The organism is Novosphingobium resinovorum (genome assembly GCF_001742225.1).
GTDB classification, from domain to species: Bacteria; Pseudomonadota; Alphaproteobacteria; order Sphingomonadales; family Sphingomonadaceae; genus Novosphingobium; species Novosphingobium resinovorum_A.
On the sequence record NZ_CP017075.1, the window covers coordinates 520,298 to 538,250 of the forward strand.

The 17,953-nt window shown below is 65.8% G+C and carries 15 protein-coding genes; 10 read left to right on the forward strand and 5 right to left on the reverse strand.

What is annotated here, in order from left to right; genetic code table 11:
• Window positions 1-76: 76 nt before the first annotated feature.
• A complete protein-coding gene (gene trxA, locus BES08_RS02335; RefSeq protein ID WP_069707606.1) occupies window positions 77-397 on the forward strand; it encodes a thioredoxin in 321 nt (106 codons plus the stop codon).
• 191 nt (window positions 398-588) lie between these two features.
• On the opposite strand, the gene BES08_RS02340 is transcribed toward trxA, so the two are convergent.
• From BES08_RS02340 to argJ, 3 genes are read right to left on the reverse strand one after another with little or no spacing between them, the layout of a single operon-like run.
• Window positions 589-1,398, reverse strand: coding sequence for an inositol monophosphatase family protein (locus BES08_RS02340; protein ID WP_083274566.1), 810 nt, complete (start codon window positions 1,396-1,398; stop codon window positions 589-591).
• Window positions 1,395-2,033: a glutathione S-transferase family protein gene (locus BES08_RS02345; RefSeq protein ID WP_069707607.1), complete on the reverse strand. Its 639-nt coding sequence runs from the start codon at window positions 2,031-2,033 to the stop codon at window positions 1,395-1,397. Before BES08_RS02345 ends, BES08_RS02340 begins: the two co-directional genes overlap by 4 nt.
• Window position 2,034: 1 nt before the next feature.
• A complete protein-coding gene (gene argJ / locus BES08_RS02350; RefSeq protein ID WP_008829657.1) occupies window positions 2,035-3,261 on the reverse strand; it encodes a bifunctional glutamate N-acetyltransferase/amino-acid acetyltransferase ArgJ in 1,227 nt (408 codons plus the stop codon).
• A 481-nt stretch (window positions 3,262-3,742) separates the two neighbouring features.
• Here argJ and BES08_RS02355 point away from each other — a divergent pair, with 481 nt between their 5' ends.
• The 8 genes from BES08_RS02355 to BES08_RS02390 all read left to right on the forward strand — a co-directional run bounded on the left by BES08_RS02355 (window position 3,743) and on the right by BES08_RS02390 (window position 13,661).
• Window positions 3,743-3,949: a cold-shock protein gene (locus tag BES08_RS02355; protein WP_008830881.1), complete on the forward strand. Its 207-nt coding sequence runs from the start codon at window positions 3,743-3,745 to the stop codon at window positions 3,947-3,949.
• 83 nt (window positions 3,950-4,032) lie between these two features.
• Complete coding sequence (locus BES08_RS02360) at window positions 4,033-4,347, forward strand: DUF6481 family protein (protein WP_008830880.1); 315 nt, start codon at window positions 4,033-4,035, stop codon at window positions 4,345-4,347.
• Window positions 4,344-5,105 carry a spermine/spermidine synthase domain-containing protein gene (locus tag BES08_RS02365; RefSeq protein WP_081798882.1) on the forward strand — a complete coding sequence of 254 codons (762 nt, stop codon included), beginning with the start codon at window positions 4,344-4,346 and terminating at the stop codon, window positions 5,103-5,105. Before BES08_RS02360 ends, BES08_RS02365 begins: the two co-directional genes overlap by 4 nt.
• 59 nt (window positions 5,106-5,164) lie before the next feature.
• Window positions 5,165-5,479: a hypothetical protein gene (locus tag BES08_RS02370; protein ID WP_231958137.1), complete on the forward strand. Its 315-nt coding sequence runs from the start codon at window positions 5,165-5,167 to the stop codon at window positions 5,477-5,479.
• Window positions 5,480-5,608: 129 nt separating this feature from the next.
• Window positions 5,609-8,359: a preprotein translocase subunit SecA gene (gene secA / locus BES08_RS02375; RefSeq protein ID WP_036522695.1), complete on the forward strand. Its 2,751-nt coding sequence runs from the start codon at window positions 5,609-5,611 to the stop codon at window positions 8,357-8,359.
• A gap of 233 nt (window positions 8,360-8,592) precedes the next feature.
• Complete coding sequence (locus BES08_RS02380; RefSeq protein WP_069707609.1) at window positions 8,593-11,352, forward strand: autotransporter family protein; 2,760 nt, start codon at window positions 8,593-8,595, stop codon at window positions 11,350-11,352.
• Between the two features lie 387 nt (window positions 11,353-11,739).
• Window positions 11,740-12,321 carry a hypothetical protein gene (locus BES08_RS02385; RefSeq protein ID WP_083274567.1) on the forward strand — a complete coding sequence of 194 codons (582 nt, stop codon included), beginning with the start codon at window positions 11,740-11,742 and terminating at the stop codon, window positions 12,319-12,321.
• Complete coding sequence (locus BES08_RS02390) at window positions 12,318-13,661, forward strand: PepSY-associated TM helix domain-containing protein (RefSeq protein WP_069707610.1); 1,344 nt, start codon at window positions 12,318-12,320, stop codon at window positions 13,659-13,661. The genes BES08_RS02385 and BES08_RS02390 overlap by 4 nt, the downstream gene beginning before the upstream one ends.
• Before the next feature lie 4 nt (window positions 13,662-13,665).
• Here BES08_RS02390 and BES08_RS02395 read toward each other — a convergent pair whose 3' ends face one another.
• Both BES08_RS02395 and BES08_RS02400 read right to left on the reverse strand, forming a co-directional pair.
• Window positions 13,666-14,784: a GGDEF domain-containing protein gene (locus BES08_RS02395; protein ID WP_008828158.1), complete on the reverse strand. Its 1,119-nt coding sequence runs from the start codon at window positions 14,782-14,784 to the stop codon at window positions 13,666-13,668.
• A gap of 90 nt (window positions 14,785-14,874) precedes the next feature.
• On the reverse strand, window positions 14,875-16,194 hold the full coding sequence (locus BES08_RS02400; RefSeq protein WP_069707611.1) for a M20/M25/M40 family metallo-hydrolase: 1,320 nt from the start codon (window positions 16,192-16,194) through the stop codon (window positions 14,875-14,877).
• A 101-nt stretch (window positions 16,195-16,295) separates the two neighbouring features.
• Between BES08_RS02400 and BES08_RS02405 the strand changes: the two genes are divergently transcribed.
• The gene (locus BES08_RS02405) at window positions 16,296-17,306 is read left to right on the forward strand and encodes a 2-hydroxyacid dehydrogenase (RefSeq protein WP_069707612.1); all 1,011 of its coding nucleotides are present in this window, start codon (window positions 16,296-16,298) and stop codon (window positions 17,304-17,306) included.
• The last annotated feature ends 647 nt before the right edge of the window (window positions 17,307-17,953 follow it).

The window sequence follows — 17,953 nt, forward strand, 5'->3', positions numbered from 1 at the left end:
TTTCTCCGCTCCGGCGTTGCGTCGCCGGGTTTCATCCCTAAGTTGTCGCCCAATTCTAAAGTTCAGGAGTCAATCGATGTCCACTATTGCCGTCACCGATGCCAGCTTCGAGGCCGACGTCCTCAAGTCCGACAAGCCCGTCCTCGTCGATTTCTGGGCCGACTGGTGCGGTCCGTGCAAGATGATCGCTCCCGCCCTTGAGGAAATCGCCGAGGAACTGGGCGAGCAGGTCACTATCGCCAAGATGGACATCATGGCCAACACCGAGACGCCCTCGGCGATCGGTGTGCAGTCGATCCCGCTGCTGGTGTTGTTCAAGGACGGCCAGCCGGTGGCCAAGAAGCTCGGCGCCGCTCCCAAGAGCGCGCTGAAGGGCTGGATCGAAAGCGAACTTTGATCGCTTAGGTCTGAGGTTGAAGAGGCCCCTGCCGTGGGAACGGCGGGGGTTTTCTTTTTGCGAGAAGGCCCACCCCAGACCCCTCCCGCAAGCGGGAGGGGAGAAAGGACAGCCCTCCCGCTTGCGGGAGGCCCGGTAGGCTTGAGAGCGAAGCGAACTAGCCGGACGGGGTGGGCAAAGAGCCCCGGCCGTCAGCCTAGCCTTGCCACCACGTCCGCAAACGCATCCCACAGCGCCGGGCTCGACGCACCGATCAGGTCGCGGCGTTCGTACTCGTCCACGCGGTAGGCGCTGCCGTCCGGCCTTGCCGCCTTGCCGCCTGCCTCGTTGAGGAACAGGACGCCCGCCGCGTGGTCCCACGGCAGGGTGCGGTTGAACACCGAGATGTCATTGGCGCCATTCACGAGGCGGGGATATTGCTCGGCCGCGCAGCGCGGGATATCGACCAGGGTGTAGTGCGGGGCGATGTGCGTGAGCACCTTCTCGCGCGCGCCGTCATCGAGGAAGATCGTCGAGATCGCGGCGACCGGCGGCTCGGCCCCGGTGGTGCGCGCGGTGATCCGTTCCCCGTCGATCCAGGCGCCGCCGCCGAGGTCGGTGCGGCAGAAGCGGCCGGTCAGGCAGTCGAGGATCCAGCCGCCGATCGTCTCGCCCTTTTCCGCCAGCGCGACGAGAACGCCGAAGGGCGGCTTGCCGGCGGCGAAGTTGTTGGTGCCGTCGAGCGGATCGACGATCCAGCACAGGCGGTCCTTCAGGCGCTCCATCACCGAGGTATCGGCGAAGGCGGCTTCCTCGCCCACCACGTCGGCTTCGGGCAGGAGCGTGGACAGGCGCTCGGTCAGCAGCGCTTCGGCCTGCTTGTCGGCCACGGTGACGACGTCGTCCGGGGCCTTGGCGTCGATCTGGCTGGCGGCGAGCTTCTGGTAGTGCGGGAGGATCGCGTGCTCGCTCGCCTCGCGCATGATCGTCTCGACGGCGGCGTGAAGGGCGGGCGTCATCATGTCAGGGGGATCATCACCTGCGCGGCGAAGCCGGGGCGCTTGACGATGCGCGCGTACCAGTCGGCAATGGCAGGGAACTCCGGCTGCTCGATCCCGAAGGCGTCGAACTTCAGGTTGAACCAGGTGTAGGCGTAGACCCCCATGGGAATGTCGCCGATGCCGAACTGCGCGCCCGAGAGCCAGGGCTTGCCGGTGAGGTACGTGTCCATGATCGCCAACTGCTTCGCGCAGTCGGCGATGCCCTTGGCGATGGCGGCATGGTCCCACTGATCCGGCGACTGGCGCGCCGTGGCGAGGAACGGCGCGCGCTGCGCGTCGGCATAGGTGAACTGCCAGTCCATCCAGCGGTCGGCGAGGGCACGGTCGATGGGATCGGCGGCAAACCATGCAGCGCCGCCGTATTCGGCCGCCATGTAGCGCAGGATCGCGTTCGATTCCCACAGCACCACCTTGCCGTCCTCGATCGTGGGGATCAGGCGGTTGGGGTTCTTGGCGAGGTATTCATCGGTGAAGCCGAACCTTCCGCCTATGTCATGGCGCTGGTACTTGAGGCCCAGTTCCTCGGCGAACCAGGCCACCTTCTTGACGTTGTGCGAGTTCAGGCGGCCCCAGATCGTGAAGAACGGTGCAGTCATATCAGCTCCGGTAGTCCGCGTTGATCGAGATGTAGCCGTGCGTCAGGTCGCAGGTCCACACGGTTGCGGTGCCTTCGCCGAGGCCGAGATCGACCTCGATCGAGATGTCCTGACCCTTGAGATGCGCGGCGACGGGCGCCTCGTCGTAGTCTGCCAGCGGCAGGCCCTGCTGCGCGGCCCAGGTGCCGCCGAAGCCGATCGAGAGCTTGTCGCGGTCGGCTGGCTCGCCGGCCTTGCCGACGGCCATGACGACGCGGCCCCAGTTGGCGTCCTCGCCGGCGATGGCGGTCTTGACCAACGGGGAGTTGGCGATCGCCATGCCGACCTTGCGGGCACTCTCGTCCGACACCGCGCCCGATACGGAGACGGCGATGAACTTCTGCGCGCCTTCACCGTCACGCACGACGAGGTGGGCGAGCTGGCGGCAGACGTCATGGATCGCGGCGGCGAAGGCGTGGGCGCCGGGGCTGTCGAAGCCGGTGATCGGTGCATTGCCCGCCTTGCCGGTGGCGAAGGCGAGGACGGTGTCGCTGGTCGAGGTGTCCGAATCGACGGTGATGCACGAGAACGTGCGCAGGTTCGCGGCGGAAAGGCAGGCCTGCAGGAAGCCCGGCTCCACGGCGGCGTCGGTGAACAGGTAGCCCAGCATCGTCGCCATGTCGGGCGCGATCATGCCGGAACCCTTGATGATGGCGCTGATCTTCACCTTGGTATCGCCGACCATGGCGGTGGCGGCGGCGCCCTTCGCGAAAGTGTCGGTGGTGGCGATGGTATTGGCGGCGTCTTCCCAGCTGCAGGGCTCGGCGGTGAGGGCCTTTTCCACACCCTCGCGTGCCTTGTCCTTGGGCAGCGGCACGCCGATCACGCCGGTCGAGGAGACGAAGACCTGCTCCTTCGGACAGCCGATGTGCGCGGCGACCTGCTCCATGATCTGCTCCACCGCCTCGCGCCCGCGATAGCCGGTGAAGGCATTGGAATTGCCCGCATTCACCACCAGCGCGCGGGCGCGGCCGAGCTTCGCGTTCTCGCGGCCGAGATCGACCTCGGACGAGCAGCATACGTTCTTCGTGAAAACGCCCGCGACCGCGGTGCCTTCCTCCAGCGTGACGTACGTGAGGTCGCAGCGGCCCCAGTCCTTGTAGCCGGCGCGCACGACATGCGGCACGACCCCCGCGATCTCGGGCAGGGCGGGGAAGGGCGAGGCGAGCGGGGAGACGGGGTAGGACATGGCGGGTTGCCTAGCGTGTGGGTGTTGCAGGTCAAGGGCGGTTCGGCGGCCGCGCAAGGTGACGCAGGTTTACACGGTTGACACGGTCCAGAGGGAAAAGGTGTCACCTTGGCCCTGCAAGGTGACACATCCGGCCCTGAAAGTGTCACCTTGCGAGGTAAACCTGTCACCTTGTACGCGCAATGTGTCACCTTGCGACGCCACGGCGCGGGAGGAGCAGGGGGGCGGGCGGGGAGGATCATCGCCCGCAAATTACCGTCGCCATATGCCTGTAGGAAACCGCGCTTTTCAGGGTATCAAGCAGTGCCCGCCGCGTGAACAGTGACAGGGCTCGCGAACGCTGCTATAGCGCCGCCGCTGATGTCGCCCTGGTCGAATGTTGGGCGTCTCAATCGCACTCCTTATTCTCAGTGGCCCCAGAGGCGCGGTTCGTGCCAAGCGGGTTCGAGGCCGTAGACGATACGGATAAGGGAATAAGTTCATGATCACCGGAACTGTGAAGTTCTTCAATGCCGACAAGGGCTATGGCTTCATCGCGCCCGAGGACGGCAGCGGCGATGCCTTCGTGCACATTTCGGCTGTGGAGCGCGCCGGTCTGCGTACGCTCGACCGCGACCAGCGCGTGTCGTACGAGCTGGAAACCGATCGCCGTGGCAAGACTTCCGCGGTGAACCTCCAGGTCGCCTGAACCTTGCGGCAGGCGGGTTCCGGCATCGTCGGCCCGCTTGCCTGCAGCACGGTACGCATGAAAAAGAGATCAAGTAGCAGGTAATGGCAGCATACAAGGAACCGGGCTTCGACGCCCGCCGTAACGCCGCAGCCGAAGCGCGTGCAAAGGCGCTCGCAAAGCTCAAGGCGAAGACCCCCATCGATCCCGCCGTTCAGGCCGAGCGTATCGCCAAGGCGCAGGCGCGCGAGCAGGCCCAGGCCGAAAAGCGCCAGGCCGCCAAGGAACGCCGCGAGCGCGAAGCCGAGGAAAAGGCCGCAGCTGCCGCTGCGAACGCGCCCAAGCCCGAACTGACCGAGGAAGAGCGCAAGGCCGCGCGAGATGCCCGCTACGCCGCGCGCAAAGCCCGCCGTAAGTGATCCCGGCCGAGGCCGCCGCGCCTGCGGACGACCATCCGGTCCTCGAATCCGCTCCAGGCCCCGGCCTCCAGCTTGAAGAAGGCGACGAACTGATCGACGTCGCCTATGTGCCGAACGGCGATCGCCTGCGCCTGGTGCGCAGCGAAGGCGAGTTCGTCATTCTCCTCGATCGCCACGAACTCATGAGCACCGACCTCTACGCGTCGGAAGAAGCGCTCGCCACGATGACATGCGATCGGCTTGGCCTGCGTCCCGATCCGCAGTGGCTGATCGGCGGCTATGGCATGGGCTTCACCTTGCGTGCGGCGTTGGCCGTTCTGGACGACGCCGCCGAAGTGACCGTGGCCGAGATCGTCCCGCAGATCATCGACTGGGCGCTCGGCCCGATGCGGGTCTACACCGGCGAATGCCTCGACGATCCGCGCGTCCAGCTGGTGCAGGACGATGTGGCGATCCTCATCGATTCGGCGCGCGGTGCCTACGATGCGGTGCTGCTCGACGTCGACAACGGCCCGGAAGGGCTGACCCGGCGCATCAACGACTGGCTCTATTCCCGCGAAGGACTGGACGCGGCGATGCGGGCACTGCGTCCCGGTGGCATGCTTGCAATCTGGTCTGCGACGCCCGATGCGGCGTTCGCCGCGTTGCTGGCGGAAGCGGGCTTCACGGTCGAGGTCGTGCCGGTCGAGGCGATGACCGGCGATACCGTCGGCGGCGATGATCTGGAGCACGTGATCCTGTTCGCCCGCAAGCCTTGAGCGCCTGCGTGTCGATAGTCGGGGCAAGCAGGCCCACGTGCGCTTTGCCGCAAACGCATGTGGACACATCCCGTCATCGACCCTATCTGACGTTCCCTATGGCCCATCGCCTGATCCTGACCCTGCTTGCCCTGCTTACCGGGCTCGCCGCACAAGTCGGCCCGGCCGAGGCGTTTGTGTCGCGGGTGTCGGCGGTGCAGGTCCTGGCCGCCCATGAAGTCGCCGCCAAGGCGCCGCGTGCGCCGGTCGCCCTTGCGCGGCTGCCCGAACCGGGACTGCGCAACACGCGGCTTCATGCGCCGCAGCAGCCGGTCGCCTTCGCGCCGGTCGCCGTGCCAGCGGTGTTCACCGGGATAGACCGCGCGCGCCAATAAGCGCGCCGCCCGGCAACTTTCGCATCCTCGCGAGCTTATTCACGCGCCCGGTCGTTCGGCCGCCTCCTTGTGAGCTTGGGCCGCGTACACCGACCATATGTAATTCACGAAAAACAGGGGTTCACCGCCATGCTCGGCGCACTCGTCAAGTCCATCTTCGGCTCGTCCAACGAGCGTTACGTCAAGTCGCTCGACAAGATCGTCGCCCAGATCAACGCCTTCGAGCCCGCCATGGAGGCCATGAGCGACGAGGAACTCGCCGCCCAGACCCCCAAGTTCCGCGAGATGCTGGCCAGCGGCTCCACGCTCGACGACATCCTGCCCGAAGCCTACGCCACGGTGCGCGAAGCCTCGAAGCGCGTGTACGGCATGCGCCACTTCGACGTGCAGATGATCGGCGGCATGGTGCTCCACCGCGGCGAGATCGCGGAAATGCGCACGGGCGAGGGCAAGACCCTCGTGGCGACCGCGCCGACCTACCTGAACGCGCTGGAAGGCAAGGGCGTTCACGTCGTCACCGTCAACGACTACCTTGCCCGCCGCGACGCCGAGCAGATGGAGAAGCTGCACGGGTTCCTCGGCCTGACGGTCGGCGTGATCGTGCCGAACCTCAACGAGTGGGAACGCCGCGAGGCCTACGGCGCCGACATCACCTACGGCACCAACAACGAATTCGGCTTCGACTATTTGCGCGACAACATGAAGCACGAGCGCAGCCAGATGGTGCAGCGCCCCTTCAACTTTGCGATCGTCGACGAAGTCGACTCGATCCTGATCGACGAGGCGCGCACGCCGCTGATCATCTCCGGCCCGACTGACGACAAGAGCGAGCTTTACGTCCAGGTCGACGCGATCGTGAAGCAGCTGCTGCCCGAGGACTACGAGGCGGACGAGAAGACCAAGAACATCTCGCTGACCGAGGACGGCGTCGAGAAGGCCGAGCGCATGCTCGAGGCCGCCGGGCTGCTCGAAGGCTCGAACCTCTACGATGTCGAGAACACGCAGGTCGTCCACCATCTCGACCAGGCCCTCAAGGCCGTGATGATGTTCAAGCGCGACACCGACTACATCGTCAAGGACGAGAAGGTCGTCATCATCGACGAGTTCACCGGCCGCATGATGGACGGCCGCCGCTGGTCGAACGGCCTGCATCAGGCGGTCGAGGCCAAGGAAGGCGTCAAGATCGAGCCGGAGAACCAGACGCTCGCCTCGATCACCTTCCAGAACTACTTCCGCATGTATCCCAAGCTCTCGGGCATGACCGGCACCGCCGCGACCGAGGCGCCGGAATTCTACGACATCTACAAGATGAACGTTGTCACCATCCCGACCAACGTGCCGGTGCAGCGCGTGGACGAGGAGGACGAGTTCTACAAGAACACGCTCGACAAGTTCGCCGCCATCGCCAAGCTGATCCGCGAGAAGTACGAGACCGGCCAGCCGGTCCTCGTCGGCACCGTGTCGATCGAGAAGTCGGAACTGCTGTCGGACTTCCTCAACAAGGAAGGCGTGAAGCACTCGGTCCTGAACGCGCGTTTCCACGAGATGGAAGCGCATATCGTCGCGCAGGCAGGTTCGCTCGGTGCCGTGACGATCGCCACCAACATGGCGGGCCGCGGCACCGACATCCAGCTGGGCGGCAACGTGGAATTCCGCGTCGAGGACGAACTGCGCGACATGCCTGAGGGGCCTGAGCGCGACGCCGCGATCGCGAAGATCAAGGCCGAGGTAGGCGAGCAGAAGCGCCTCGTCCTCGAAGCTGGCGGCCTGTGCGTCATCGGCACCGAGCGCCACGAAAGCCGCCGCATCGATAACCAGCTGCGCGGCCGTTCGGGCCGTCAGGGCGATCCGGGCCTGTCGAAGTTCTACCTCTGCCTCGAAGACGACCTGCTGCGCATCTTCGGCCCCGACACGCTGTTCTCCAAGATGATGAACAGCAATCTGGCCGACGGCGAGGCGATCGGTTCCAAGTGGCTGTCGAAGGCCATCGAGACCGCGCAGAAGAAGGTCGAGGCCCGCAACTACGAAGTGCGCAAGCAAGTCGTCGAATACGACGACGTGATGAACGACCAGCGCAAGGTGATCTACGAGCAGCGCTCCGACATCATGGATGCCGAAGCGGTGGACGATGTCGTGGTGGACATGCGCCATGACACCATCAACTCGCTGGTGGCCGATGCCTGCCCGGCCGGTTCCTACCCCGAGCACTGGAACATCGCGGTCCTCAAGGAGAAGGTGCAGGACATCCTCGCCATCGACGCCCCGATCGAGGCGTGGATCGAGGAGGACGGCCTCGAACCCGAGGACATCGAGCAGCGCATCACCGAGCTGGCTGATGCCCACATGGCCGCGAAGATGAGCCAAGACGACCCGGCAATCTGGCGCCAGGTGGAAAAGTCGATCCTGCTCGACCGGCTCGACCACTACTGGAAGGAACACCTCGCCACGCTCGACGCGCTGCGCCAGGTGGTGTTCCTGCGCGCCTATGCCCAGAAGCAGCCGATCAACGAGTACAAGCAGGAAGCCTTCGGCCTGTTCGAGCGCATGCTCGACGGTATCCGCGAAGACGTGACGCGCATCATCTCGGTCAGCGAACTGCGCATGCCCGAGCAGACGCAGCTGCCTGAACTGCCGGACTTCCTGACCGGCCACATCGACCCGTTCACCGGCCTCGACGATTCGGCGGACGGCGATGGTTCGGCGCAGATGGCGCAACTGTTCGGCAACCTCGCGGGCAGCCCCGAGGGTGTCGTGCAAGGTGCTCCGGCAGGTGCAAGCGGCGAGGGCAACCCCTGGGCCGATCTCCAGATTAGCCGCAATGCGCCGTGCCCCTGCGGTTCCGGCAACAAGTACAAGCACTGCCACGGCGTGCTGGCCTGATCGCACCGCATATGTTCGAAAAGGCGTCGCCGTACACCGGCGACGCCTTTTTCGTATGTCTTCCAGAAACTTGGGATTTCGAGTGTATCTAAGTATACACTAGTAAAAGTCTCTCTGTTAACAAGATAACCGGCCTTGTAATTTTCCTGACAGGGTTGATTACTATTCGCCCGTCTTTGCGTGAGTTAGTCCCTGCGCTCGAGGCATCTTTGCTTCGTCATGAGGGGGACATCATGTTTGGTAGTGCGACACCCAACACGCTTGCCGTGAACGCGGCCCCGTGCCTGATCAACGCGCGCCTGATCAACGCGCGGGGGGCGGTCAGCGCCATGGCGCTTGCGGCTTCTCTGGCTCTGGCGGCGCCGGTCCTGGGGCAAACCGTCATCAATCCGGGGTTCGAAAGCGGCGACACCACCGGCTGGGTGCTCACCGGGGGCACCTGGACCAGCACGGCGCAATGGCCGCCTGCGGACTCGACCTGGGCAGGGGCGCCCAATTCCTACACCATCACCAATGCGGGCGACCTCGATCCGTTCACCGGCACGCCGACCGTGTTCGCGGGCAACCACGCGATCCGGCTCAACGACATGAGCCCCAACTATGGCGTCACCGCGCTCTCTCAGTCGGTCGCCAATTACACCGGCAACAAGCTCTACTACGCCTGGAATGCGATACTCGAGCCGTCGCACGGAGCGACCGACAGTCCCTCGTTCATCATCAAGGTGGTGGACAAGACGACCGGCAAGGTCATCAACAACATCGCCTACAGCGCCTATACCGCGCAGAACACGACGATCTTCCGCCAGGCCGGGCGTTACGTGACGAGCGACTGGAAGGTCGAGGACATCGACATGGTCGCGGGCCATGACTACGATCTGCTTTTCGTAGCGCTCGACTGCCCATACGGCGCGCACTCGGGCTATGTCTACGTCGACGGCTTCGGCAATGCCATTCCCAGCGCCAACGCGAACGTCGACTTCGACCCCGCGACCGACCTTACGCGCGGCTCCGACGTGCTGATCCCGATCGGCGGCGACATTCCAGACATCGATCTCGCCAAGGCGTTCTACACGACGCAGGAAGTAAACGATGGCGACGTCAATCCGAACTTCGTCGGCGGCACCCTGCAGTTCGCCTCGGGCGGTGACGTGGCCACCGCGTTCACGGTCCAGAGCCAGGGCGGCACGATCGACAGCAACGGCTTCGACGTCGGGCTGACCGGCGGCCTGACCGGCGTTGGCGGCATGACCAAGACCGGCGCGGGCGCCCTGACGTTGTCGAGCGCGATCAGCACGCTCAACGAAGGCTTCGTGGTCGATGGCGGTGCGCTGCTGGTCAATTCGGCGCTCTCGGCCGCGAGTGTCACCGTCAACGACGGCGCGCGGCTGGGCGGCAGCGGCACGATCGTGGCCGACGTCACGGTCAATTCCGGCGGCACGCTCGCCCCGGGCAACAGCCCCGGCACGCTGGTCGTCGCGGCGGGTGACGTGACCCTTGCCGACGACGCGACCTTCGAAGTCGAGATCGACGGCCGCACCTACAACGCGGCGGGCGGTGCGGGCACTTACGATCGCCTGGCTTTGACCACCGGCGCGACGTTCCAGCCCAACGGCATCCTCGCGCCGACCTTGCGCGGGATCACTGGCGGCAACAACACCTTCACCCCGGTGGTGGGCGATACCTTCGTGATCGTCGATGGCGGCGCGGTCGGCTCGGGGGCGTTCGATTCGGTGGTGCAGCCGAGTTCGGGACTTGCGGCCAACACGCGCTTCGACGTGATCTATCGCTCGACGCAGGTGCTCGCGGCGGTGACCCCGACCAGCTTCGCCACGTTCGGCGCGGGCGCGGGATGGAAGCGCAACGCGGTATGGGCAGCGGCCGGGCTCGACGGCGTCCGTCCGGCGGCCGGCGCGCGCAGCGGAGCCTACTATCCGCTGTTCAGCGGCCTCTACGGCTACGACGCAGGGGAACTGGGCTATGCCTTCTCGCAGATCAGCGGCGAGATCCATGCCGACACGCTGCAGATGGCGCTGAGTTCTGCGCGCGACATCAGCCAGACCGCGCTGAGCGCCGCGCAGGAACCCTGGGGCTGCTCGCCTGCGGTGCAGACGCCCGGCCAGTTCACCGACCCGGCGCCGCAAGGCACCGACGATGGCTGCGGCGTGGAATCGACCCGCAAGGGTGCGACCGCATGGGGTCGCTACATCGGCCAGTCCACCGAAGTGGGCGAGGACGGCATCGCTTATGGCTACGACCGCAAGGCGCACGGCGTGATCGCAGGCATCAACGCGGTGAACATCGACGGCACCCGGATCGGTATCGGCGGCAGCTATACAGACGGCGACATGTACAGCGATGTCGGCAGTTCGGCGGCCATCAAGACTTGGTCCGCCTTCGGTTACGGCGCGCATCGTTTCGGTGCACTCTCGCTGGGCCTCGTGGTGGGCTACAACGAGGCGAGCCTCGATACGATCCGCAACGTCGGCCTGATGACCGGCAACCAGCGCGCCACCGACAGCTACAAGATCAAGACGCTGACGGCCGCACTGGAAGCCAAGGTAGACCTCAAGCTCGGCGATCGTTCGGTGATCCGGCCCGTCGCCGGGATCGAGATCGCGCGCAGCAAAGCGGGTTCGGTGGCCGAAACGGGTTCCACCGTCATCGGCCTAACCATGCCGAGCGAGAAGTGGACCAGCGCACGGACCAAGCTGGGCGCGGAACTGGCGATCGGCGTCGGCAATCCGGTCGAGGCCGGTCTGTTCGGCAACTGGCGCCACGAACTCAAGGACGCGACGGCCGTGCGCACCGCCGAACTGGGCGCGGCGGATTGGCTGGTGTCGAGCGTCGATGCCGACAAGGACTCGTTCGAGGCGGGCGGCCAACTGGGGCTCAAGCTGACCAACGGCATCAAGATGCGCGTCGAATATGCGATCGTGCGGCAGGGTGATTACCACACCGACCGCGCGACAGCAGGCGTTTCGATCAAGTTCTGATTGGCGGAGGGGAGGGGCGCGGTGAAGGCCGCGTCCTTCTTTCTAGTTCTCGATTCTACAGCGTGATCGCCGTCACCTGTATCATTGTCATTCCCGAGAAGTCGGGAGCCCATCTCCTTCCTGACGGTGCCGGTTGCACCGGCGTCAGATGGATCCCCGCCTTCGCGGGGATGACGGATGATGTTTTCAGACAAACACTCACCCTCGGTCCACTCCAAGCCCATCGCAGCCCCATCTTTGTAAACGAAGCAATGGTGGTCTCCGGAGCGGGTCCAGAGCAAACCAGCCCTTACCTTGCTATTGAAAATTGATCGCATTAGTTGACCTTTGAGAGAGGCAAGGGACAATGATGCGCGCATTTCGATTCTTCGGCCCGAGCAGCAAGCAGTGACGTCCGGCGACATGCTTCTGGCGCTCGCCTCCGCGGCGGGCATTGCCGGTGTCGCGGCCTTGCGCCTTGCGTGGCGGCAAGCCCGGCGCTCGATGCCTTTGAATGCCCTCGGCTGGGCGCTTCTGCTCGTTTCCTCAGTGGTCGGCTGGATGGGCGCCGGGGCGTGGGGCACCTCCATTGCTGCGCTCTGGTCGATGGGCGCGGCCTTCGTGCTGCTGGTCCATGCGGCGCTTGTCTCGGAGCCTGCGAAGGTTGCCGCTTCCAACCGCCGCGCCGGAATGCTGCCCGAGAGCGGTGAACCATTGCGCCTCGGCGGGCGCGTGCTGACGTTCGTGCTGGTCGGCATCGTCTCGGCATTGCCCTCGGTGGGCGCGGCGCTGGCGATTGCGGCGCTGGGGCGGATGCTGGGATGGAGCCTCGCCAATGCTCTGGCGCTGGCGTTCTTCGCCATGCCGCTGGCGTGGATGCTCATCGCCTATGCGGTGCTGATGCAGCCTGCGCGGCGCGGGCAGATCAAGGTGCTGGCCATTTCCTCTTTGCCGACATGGCCCGCGCTGGCCGCAGGACTGCTTTCATGACGACCGCTCCCGAACCTTCCACCGTCAAGCGCGCGCTGTCGGCCCATGCCGCGATCGGGCTGATCGCTGGCGCCTTGCTCTACATCGTCAGCCTGACGGGGACGATCGCGGTGTTCTACGCAGAACTCCAGCGCGCCGAGCAGGACAAGGCGCCCGAGATGGCCACCATCGCGCCCGTCGCCGTCCAGCGCGGCGTGGAAGCGGCGCTGAAGGCCGAGCAGGGCGGGCCGGTCACCACGCACCTCTACGTCCACATGCCGGTCGAGGAACTGCCGCGCACGACCATCACCACCGACACCCGCGCCACCCATGTCGCGGCGGATGGCCGGCTCGCCAATGCCGAGGAGATCGGCTGGTCGGACTTCCTGGTGGAGCTTCACTACACGCTGAACCTGCCGGCGCTCGTGGGCATGTCGATCGTCGGCATCCTCGGGGTGATGATGCTGGCGCTGTCGCTCACCGGCGTCATCGCGCATCCGCGTATCTTCCGCGATGCCTTCCTGCTGCGCGCGCGCAACCAGACCGGGCTCGGGTTGGCGGACTGGCACAACCGGATGAGCGTATGGTCGCTGCCCTTCACGGTGGCCGTGGCGCTGACCGGCGCGGTGATCGGGCTCGGGTCGATCACGGCTTACGCCATCGCCTCGCTCGACCATGGCGGCGATATAGAGGCGGTGTACCAGCCCCTGTTCGGCGAGGAGGGCAAGCCCGACAAGCGCGTTGCTCCGGCGCCCAACGTGGCGGCGGCGCTCGACTACATGGCGCGGCATTATCCGCAAGTGACGATCACTTACGTGACGCTCCACGATCCGCTGACGCGCGGGCAGGAGATTCAGGTCTCCGCGCTCCACGCAAGGCGCCTGATCTTCGGTGAGAGTTACCGTTTCGATGCGGGCGGACGCTTCCTCGGCGTTGCGGGCCTCGCGGACGGCGAACTGGGGCAGCAGGCGGCGGCCTCCAACTACCGGCTGCACTTCGGGAATTTCGGCGGATTGCCGGTCAAGCTGGCTTACGTTCTGTTCGGCACGGCGCTGACGGCGATCTGCGCGACCGGAACCTACATCTGGCTTGGCAAGCGGCGGCGGCGCGGCCACGACGAACCGCGTCTGCTCAAGGCATGGGACGCGGTGGTATGGGGGAGCCCCATGGCGCTTGCCCTGACGTTGGTGGCGCGTTTCGTCATCGGCAACGCAGCACCGTTCGCGGCGATCTTCTGGATCGGGTCGGCGCTGGTGCTGGCGGCGGCCTTTGCGCCTTTCGCGCCGCCGCGTTTCCGCCGTGCGCTCCAGATCGGGCTGGTCGTCTCGTGCGTGGGAGCAGGGGGACTGGCTCTGGCCTGAGCCGTCAGATGACCGGCACGAAGGGCGCGCGCGCCGCCTTGGCCTGATAGAGCGCGGCGTCGGCCCGCTTCACCGCTTCGCCCAGCGTCGCGTCCCCGGCAGCGACATGCGCGATGCCGATGCTGACGCCCCAGCCCGATCCGGCGCCATGGTCGGCAAGGTAGGTCTTCAGCGTCCGCGCGAAGGCTTGTGCATCCTGCGCGGGCGGCAGCAGCACGAGGAACTCGTCGCCGCCATGGCGGATCACCTGCCCGGACGACTTCGCCGCCAGTTGCCGCGCTTCCTGCCCGATGGTCGCCAGCACCTCGTCTCCGGCGGCATGGCCGAAACGGTCGTTGATCGACTTGAAGTGATCGACGTCGAGGGCAATCACTCCGGCCCCCGCGACGAGGAAGCGGGGCGCCACGTGTTCCAGCCCGGCCCGGTTCCACGTGCCCGTCAGCATGTCACGCAAGGCAGCGTCGCGCAGGCGGCTCTGTACTAGTTCCACCGGGATCGCCAGTAGGCCGAGGTTGAGCACGCCGAGCAGGATCTGGTCGGACAGCATGGCCAGCAGCGCCACCCACTCGTCTCCGGGCATCGCCCAGATCGTCGCGACGATCGACAGCATGTAGCCCGGCAGGTAGGCCAGCATCGACAGTCCCGCCATGCGCCGCCCGGAAGATTGCGCCGCGTTGCCGGTGAAGGCCAGGATGTACCCGGAAAGCCCCATCGAGATCGACAGGCCCAGCGCATCGCCTATCGTCTGCCAGATGCCGTAGGGCTGAACGAGCCCCGCGGCGCCCAGCACAAGCGGCAGGCCATGGCCCAGGGCGGCGCTGGCGATGGGAATGATCATCCAGCGCACGAAGGCGCTGTGTCCCTCCAGCAGGCGAGCGCCGGCCACCGGCAGCACGTTGGTCATTCCGAGCACTGCATAGAGCAGGGTGACGATGACAGGCGTGCGCAGCGGCGCGAACGAAAAGGCGAGGATCGCGCCGCTGTAGAGCAGCGAGGACATGCCCCAGCACAGGAAGTGCCGCTCGCTGCGGGCGCGCAAGAACAGCACCGTGAAGACGATGCCGAACGCCATCGAGGCGAGGATGCTGCACAGGCGCAGCGTATCGACGTCCGGAAAGCTCATTTGCGGCCCCTTATGGCCGGGGCCGTCTGGCAGCAAATGGTTAATTTACGATGGCGCGGATCAGGGCATGCACCATGACGGAAAAGGCTGTCAGCGCCCGGCAGGCTCACGGCTCAGGCGGGTCATGAGCAGGGCGGCGCGCTTGATCTGGCGTGGGAAGCTGGAAAGGTCGACGCGCTCCTCGGGTGTATGATCGCCGCTGCTCGACGGGCCGAGCCCTGCCAGTCCATCGACGTACTGTGCGACGAAGCTGATGTCGCCCGCACCGCGCTTCAGCGGGTCGAGCGCGGGCATGGCCTTCAAACCGAGGTCGGTGTTGATCGTGTTGAGCCGGTCGAGCAGCGCCTGGTTGCCGGGCGTGGGCGCCATCGGCGGATAGCCGTCCTTGAAACGGATGGCCGCGTCGGTACGCGGCAGGTGACGGGCGACGATGGCCTGCATCCTGGCCTTGACCCGCTCGACCTGCTCGGGCGTCAGAGCGCGGTAGTCGCCCTTGGCGATCGCGACGGGCGGGATGATGTTGGTCTTGCCGGTGGCGGTGACTTGCGCCTCGTCCCCGCTGAGCGCTGCCGTGGCGCCGCCGCCGACGAGGCCGATGTTGAAGGTCAGGTTGGGCTCGGGCAATTCCTCGCGGAAGGCGGTGATGATGCGCGCGAGTTCGAAGACGGCGCCGTCGCCTACCTCCGGCGAGAAGGTGCCGCTGGAATGCGCGGTGATCCCGCTGGCGGTGATCGTGTAATCCCCCGCCGAGCGCCGCGCGACCGAGCCGTAGTCCTGTCCGTCGACGATCACCAGCCCCTCGAAATCGAGCGCGACGTCGGCCCGCTTGCCCGCCGCGACCAGGTCGGCGCGGGCGAGGCTGACGGGCTCGCCCGCAGCCTCCTCGTCGCCGGTGAGGACGACCTCGATGTTGGCGCCCGCCAGCGTGCCCGCCGCCTTCATCGCCTTGAGAGCGGCGAGCATCACCACGACGCCGCCCTTGTCGTCCGCCGCGCCGGGGCCGTGCAGCATGGTGCCCTCGCGCCGGGCGGTCTGGAAGGGGGAGCCTGGCTCGAACACGGTATCGAGATGGCCGATCAGCAGCATCCGGGTCGTCCCGCGCTTGCCCTTGTGCGTGGCGATGAGGTGCCCGGCGCGGCCCACCGCATCCATCGGCACCCAGCGCGTCTCGAAGCCCAGCGCCGCGAATTCGGGCGCGACCATGGCGTTCACCTTGCGCACGCCGTCAAGATTACGGGTGCCGCTGTTCTGCGCGACGAGCTTTTCGAGCAGGGCGATATCGCTTTCCGTGCCCGCATCGGCGGTGCTCACGATCTGGCGTTCGGCAGGCGATAGCGCTGCGAGGGCCGGCGCCGCGCCGAAGGTCAGGGGAAGCAGGGCGGAGAGGGCGGCGATGCGGATGCGAGACATGGCCCTACGATAGCCCCGATGCGGTCCGGCGCAAGGCCGCGGTGGACAGGACCTGCCGGGGCGGGCATCGTCGCGCCGGTCCATTCGAACGAGGTCGAACGATGCGCATCGCCGTCTATGGCACCCGTAGCTATGACCGCACGTTTCTGTCAGCTGCCAATGCGGATCATGGTTTCGACCTGCAATTCCTCGATGCTCCCCTGACGCTCTCGACCGCCCGGCTCGCCGAAGGGCACGAGGCGGTCTGCGTCTTCGTCAACGACAAGGCCGACCGGGCCGTGCTCGAAGCGCTCGCGAGTGCAGGCGTGCGGCTGCTGGCGCTGCGGTGCGCGGGGTACAACAACGTCGATCTTGCCGCCGCCGACCGGCTCGGGATCGCGGTGGTGCGGGTGCCCGCCTATTCGCCCCATGCTGTGGCGGAATTCACCGTCGGGCTGCTGCTCTCGCTTGACCGCAAGATCCACCGCGCGTGGTCGCGGGTGCGGGAGAACAACTTCGCGCTGGACGGGCTTGTCGGCCGCAATCTCCATGGCCGGGTGGCGGGCGTCGTCGGCACCGGCCAGATCGGCGCTCTCGTCGCCCGCACGCTGCGCGCCGGGTTCGGCTGCGACGTGCTGGCGAGCGATCCGGTGGTCGATGAGGGGCTGGTCGAAATCGGCGTGCGCTACGTCGAGCGAGAGGCTTTGCTCCGCGAATCGGAAATCGTCACGCTGCACTGTCCCCTGACGCCGGATACGTATCACCTGATCGATGCCGCCGTCCTCGTGGCGGCGCGGCCGGGTCTTGTTGTGGTCAACACCAGTCGCGGCGCCCTGATCGACACCGCCGCGCTGATCGAGGCGCTCAAGCAGCGCCGCGTCGGCGGCGTCGCCCTCGATGTCTATGAGCAGGAGGCGGGGGTCTTCTTCGACGACCTGTCCAGCGAGATCATCGACGACGACCTGCTGCAGCGGCTTCTGACGTTCCCCAACGTGCTGATGACCGGGCACCAGGCATTCCTCACCGAGGAAGCACTGGACGCGATCGCGCGGACCACACTGCAGAGCGTAAGCGACTTCGCAGCCGGCCGCGCGCTGCCGAACCGGATTCGATCGGAGACGGTAAGAAGCTGATCTTTGGAAGTATTATCCGCTGTCGCGCGCCCGCTTGGGGTCGGGCGGTCATCATCCTGTGATCATGATCTGGAGCGGAAGAAGTTGGCTCCCATTTCAGTATACGTCTAAAAAAATTCAATATTCGTATCCGATGAAGCAAGAAAAACCATATCACGATATCGCGCTATGGCAAGAAATTCATTGCTAAAGGTGGCGGTCCAGTCTTGCGAATTTGCGAAGGATGCGCCTTTGTCATTGCCACGAGAACCCACGCATGGGGTTCGCAAGCGTGATCGCGATCGTAAGGAACGTATCAAATCAGCAGGAAGTCCTAAAGAATCCTTGAGAGAACGTGCCGTGGCTTTCGTGCGCGAGCGGGGCGAAGTGAGAACCAAGGACCTCACAGGCATTGGTATCCCTCGCTGTTATCTCTCCCGCATGTGTCACGAAGGGCTGCTCCAGAAGACCGGATACGGCCGTTATCGGATTGCAGGCTGATTCTCCATCGACAGAAAAACGGCAGCTTAGAATCCCTGTCGGAAACTGTGGCGCCTCCGCTGCTGATGGGCCAGGGATCGCACCTCGCTTGTTGACCCTATCCACATGTTCAATGAGCAGGTTGCAAGCCTGTATGCTTGCAACCGTGGCCTTCCGATCGGGCTGGC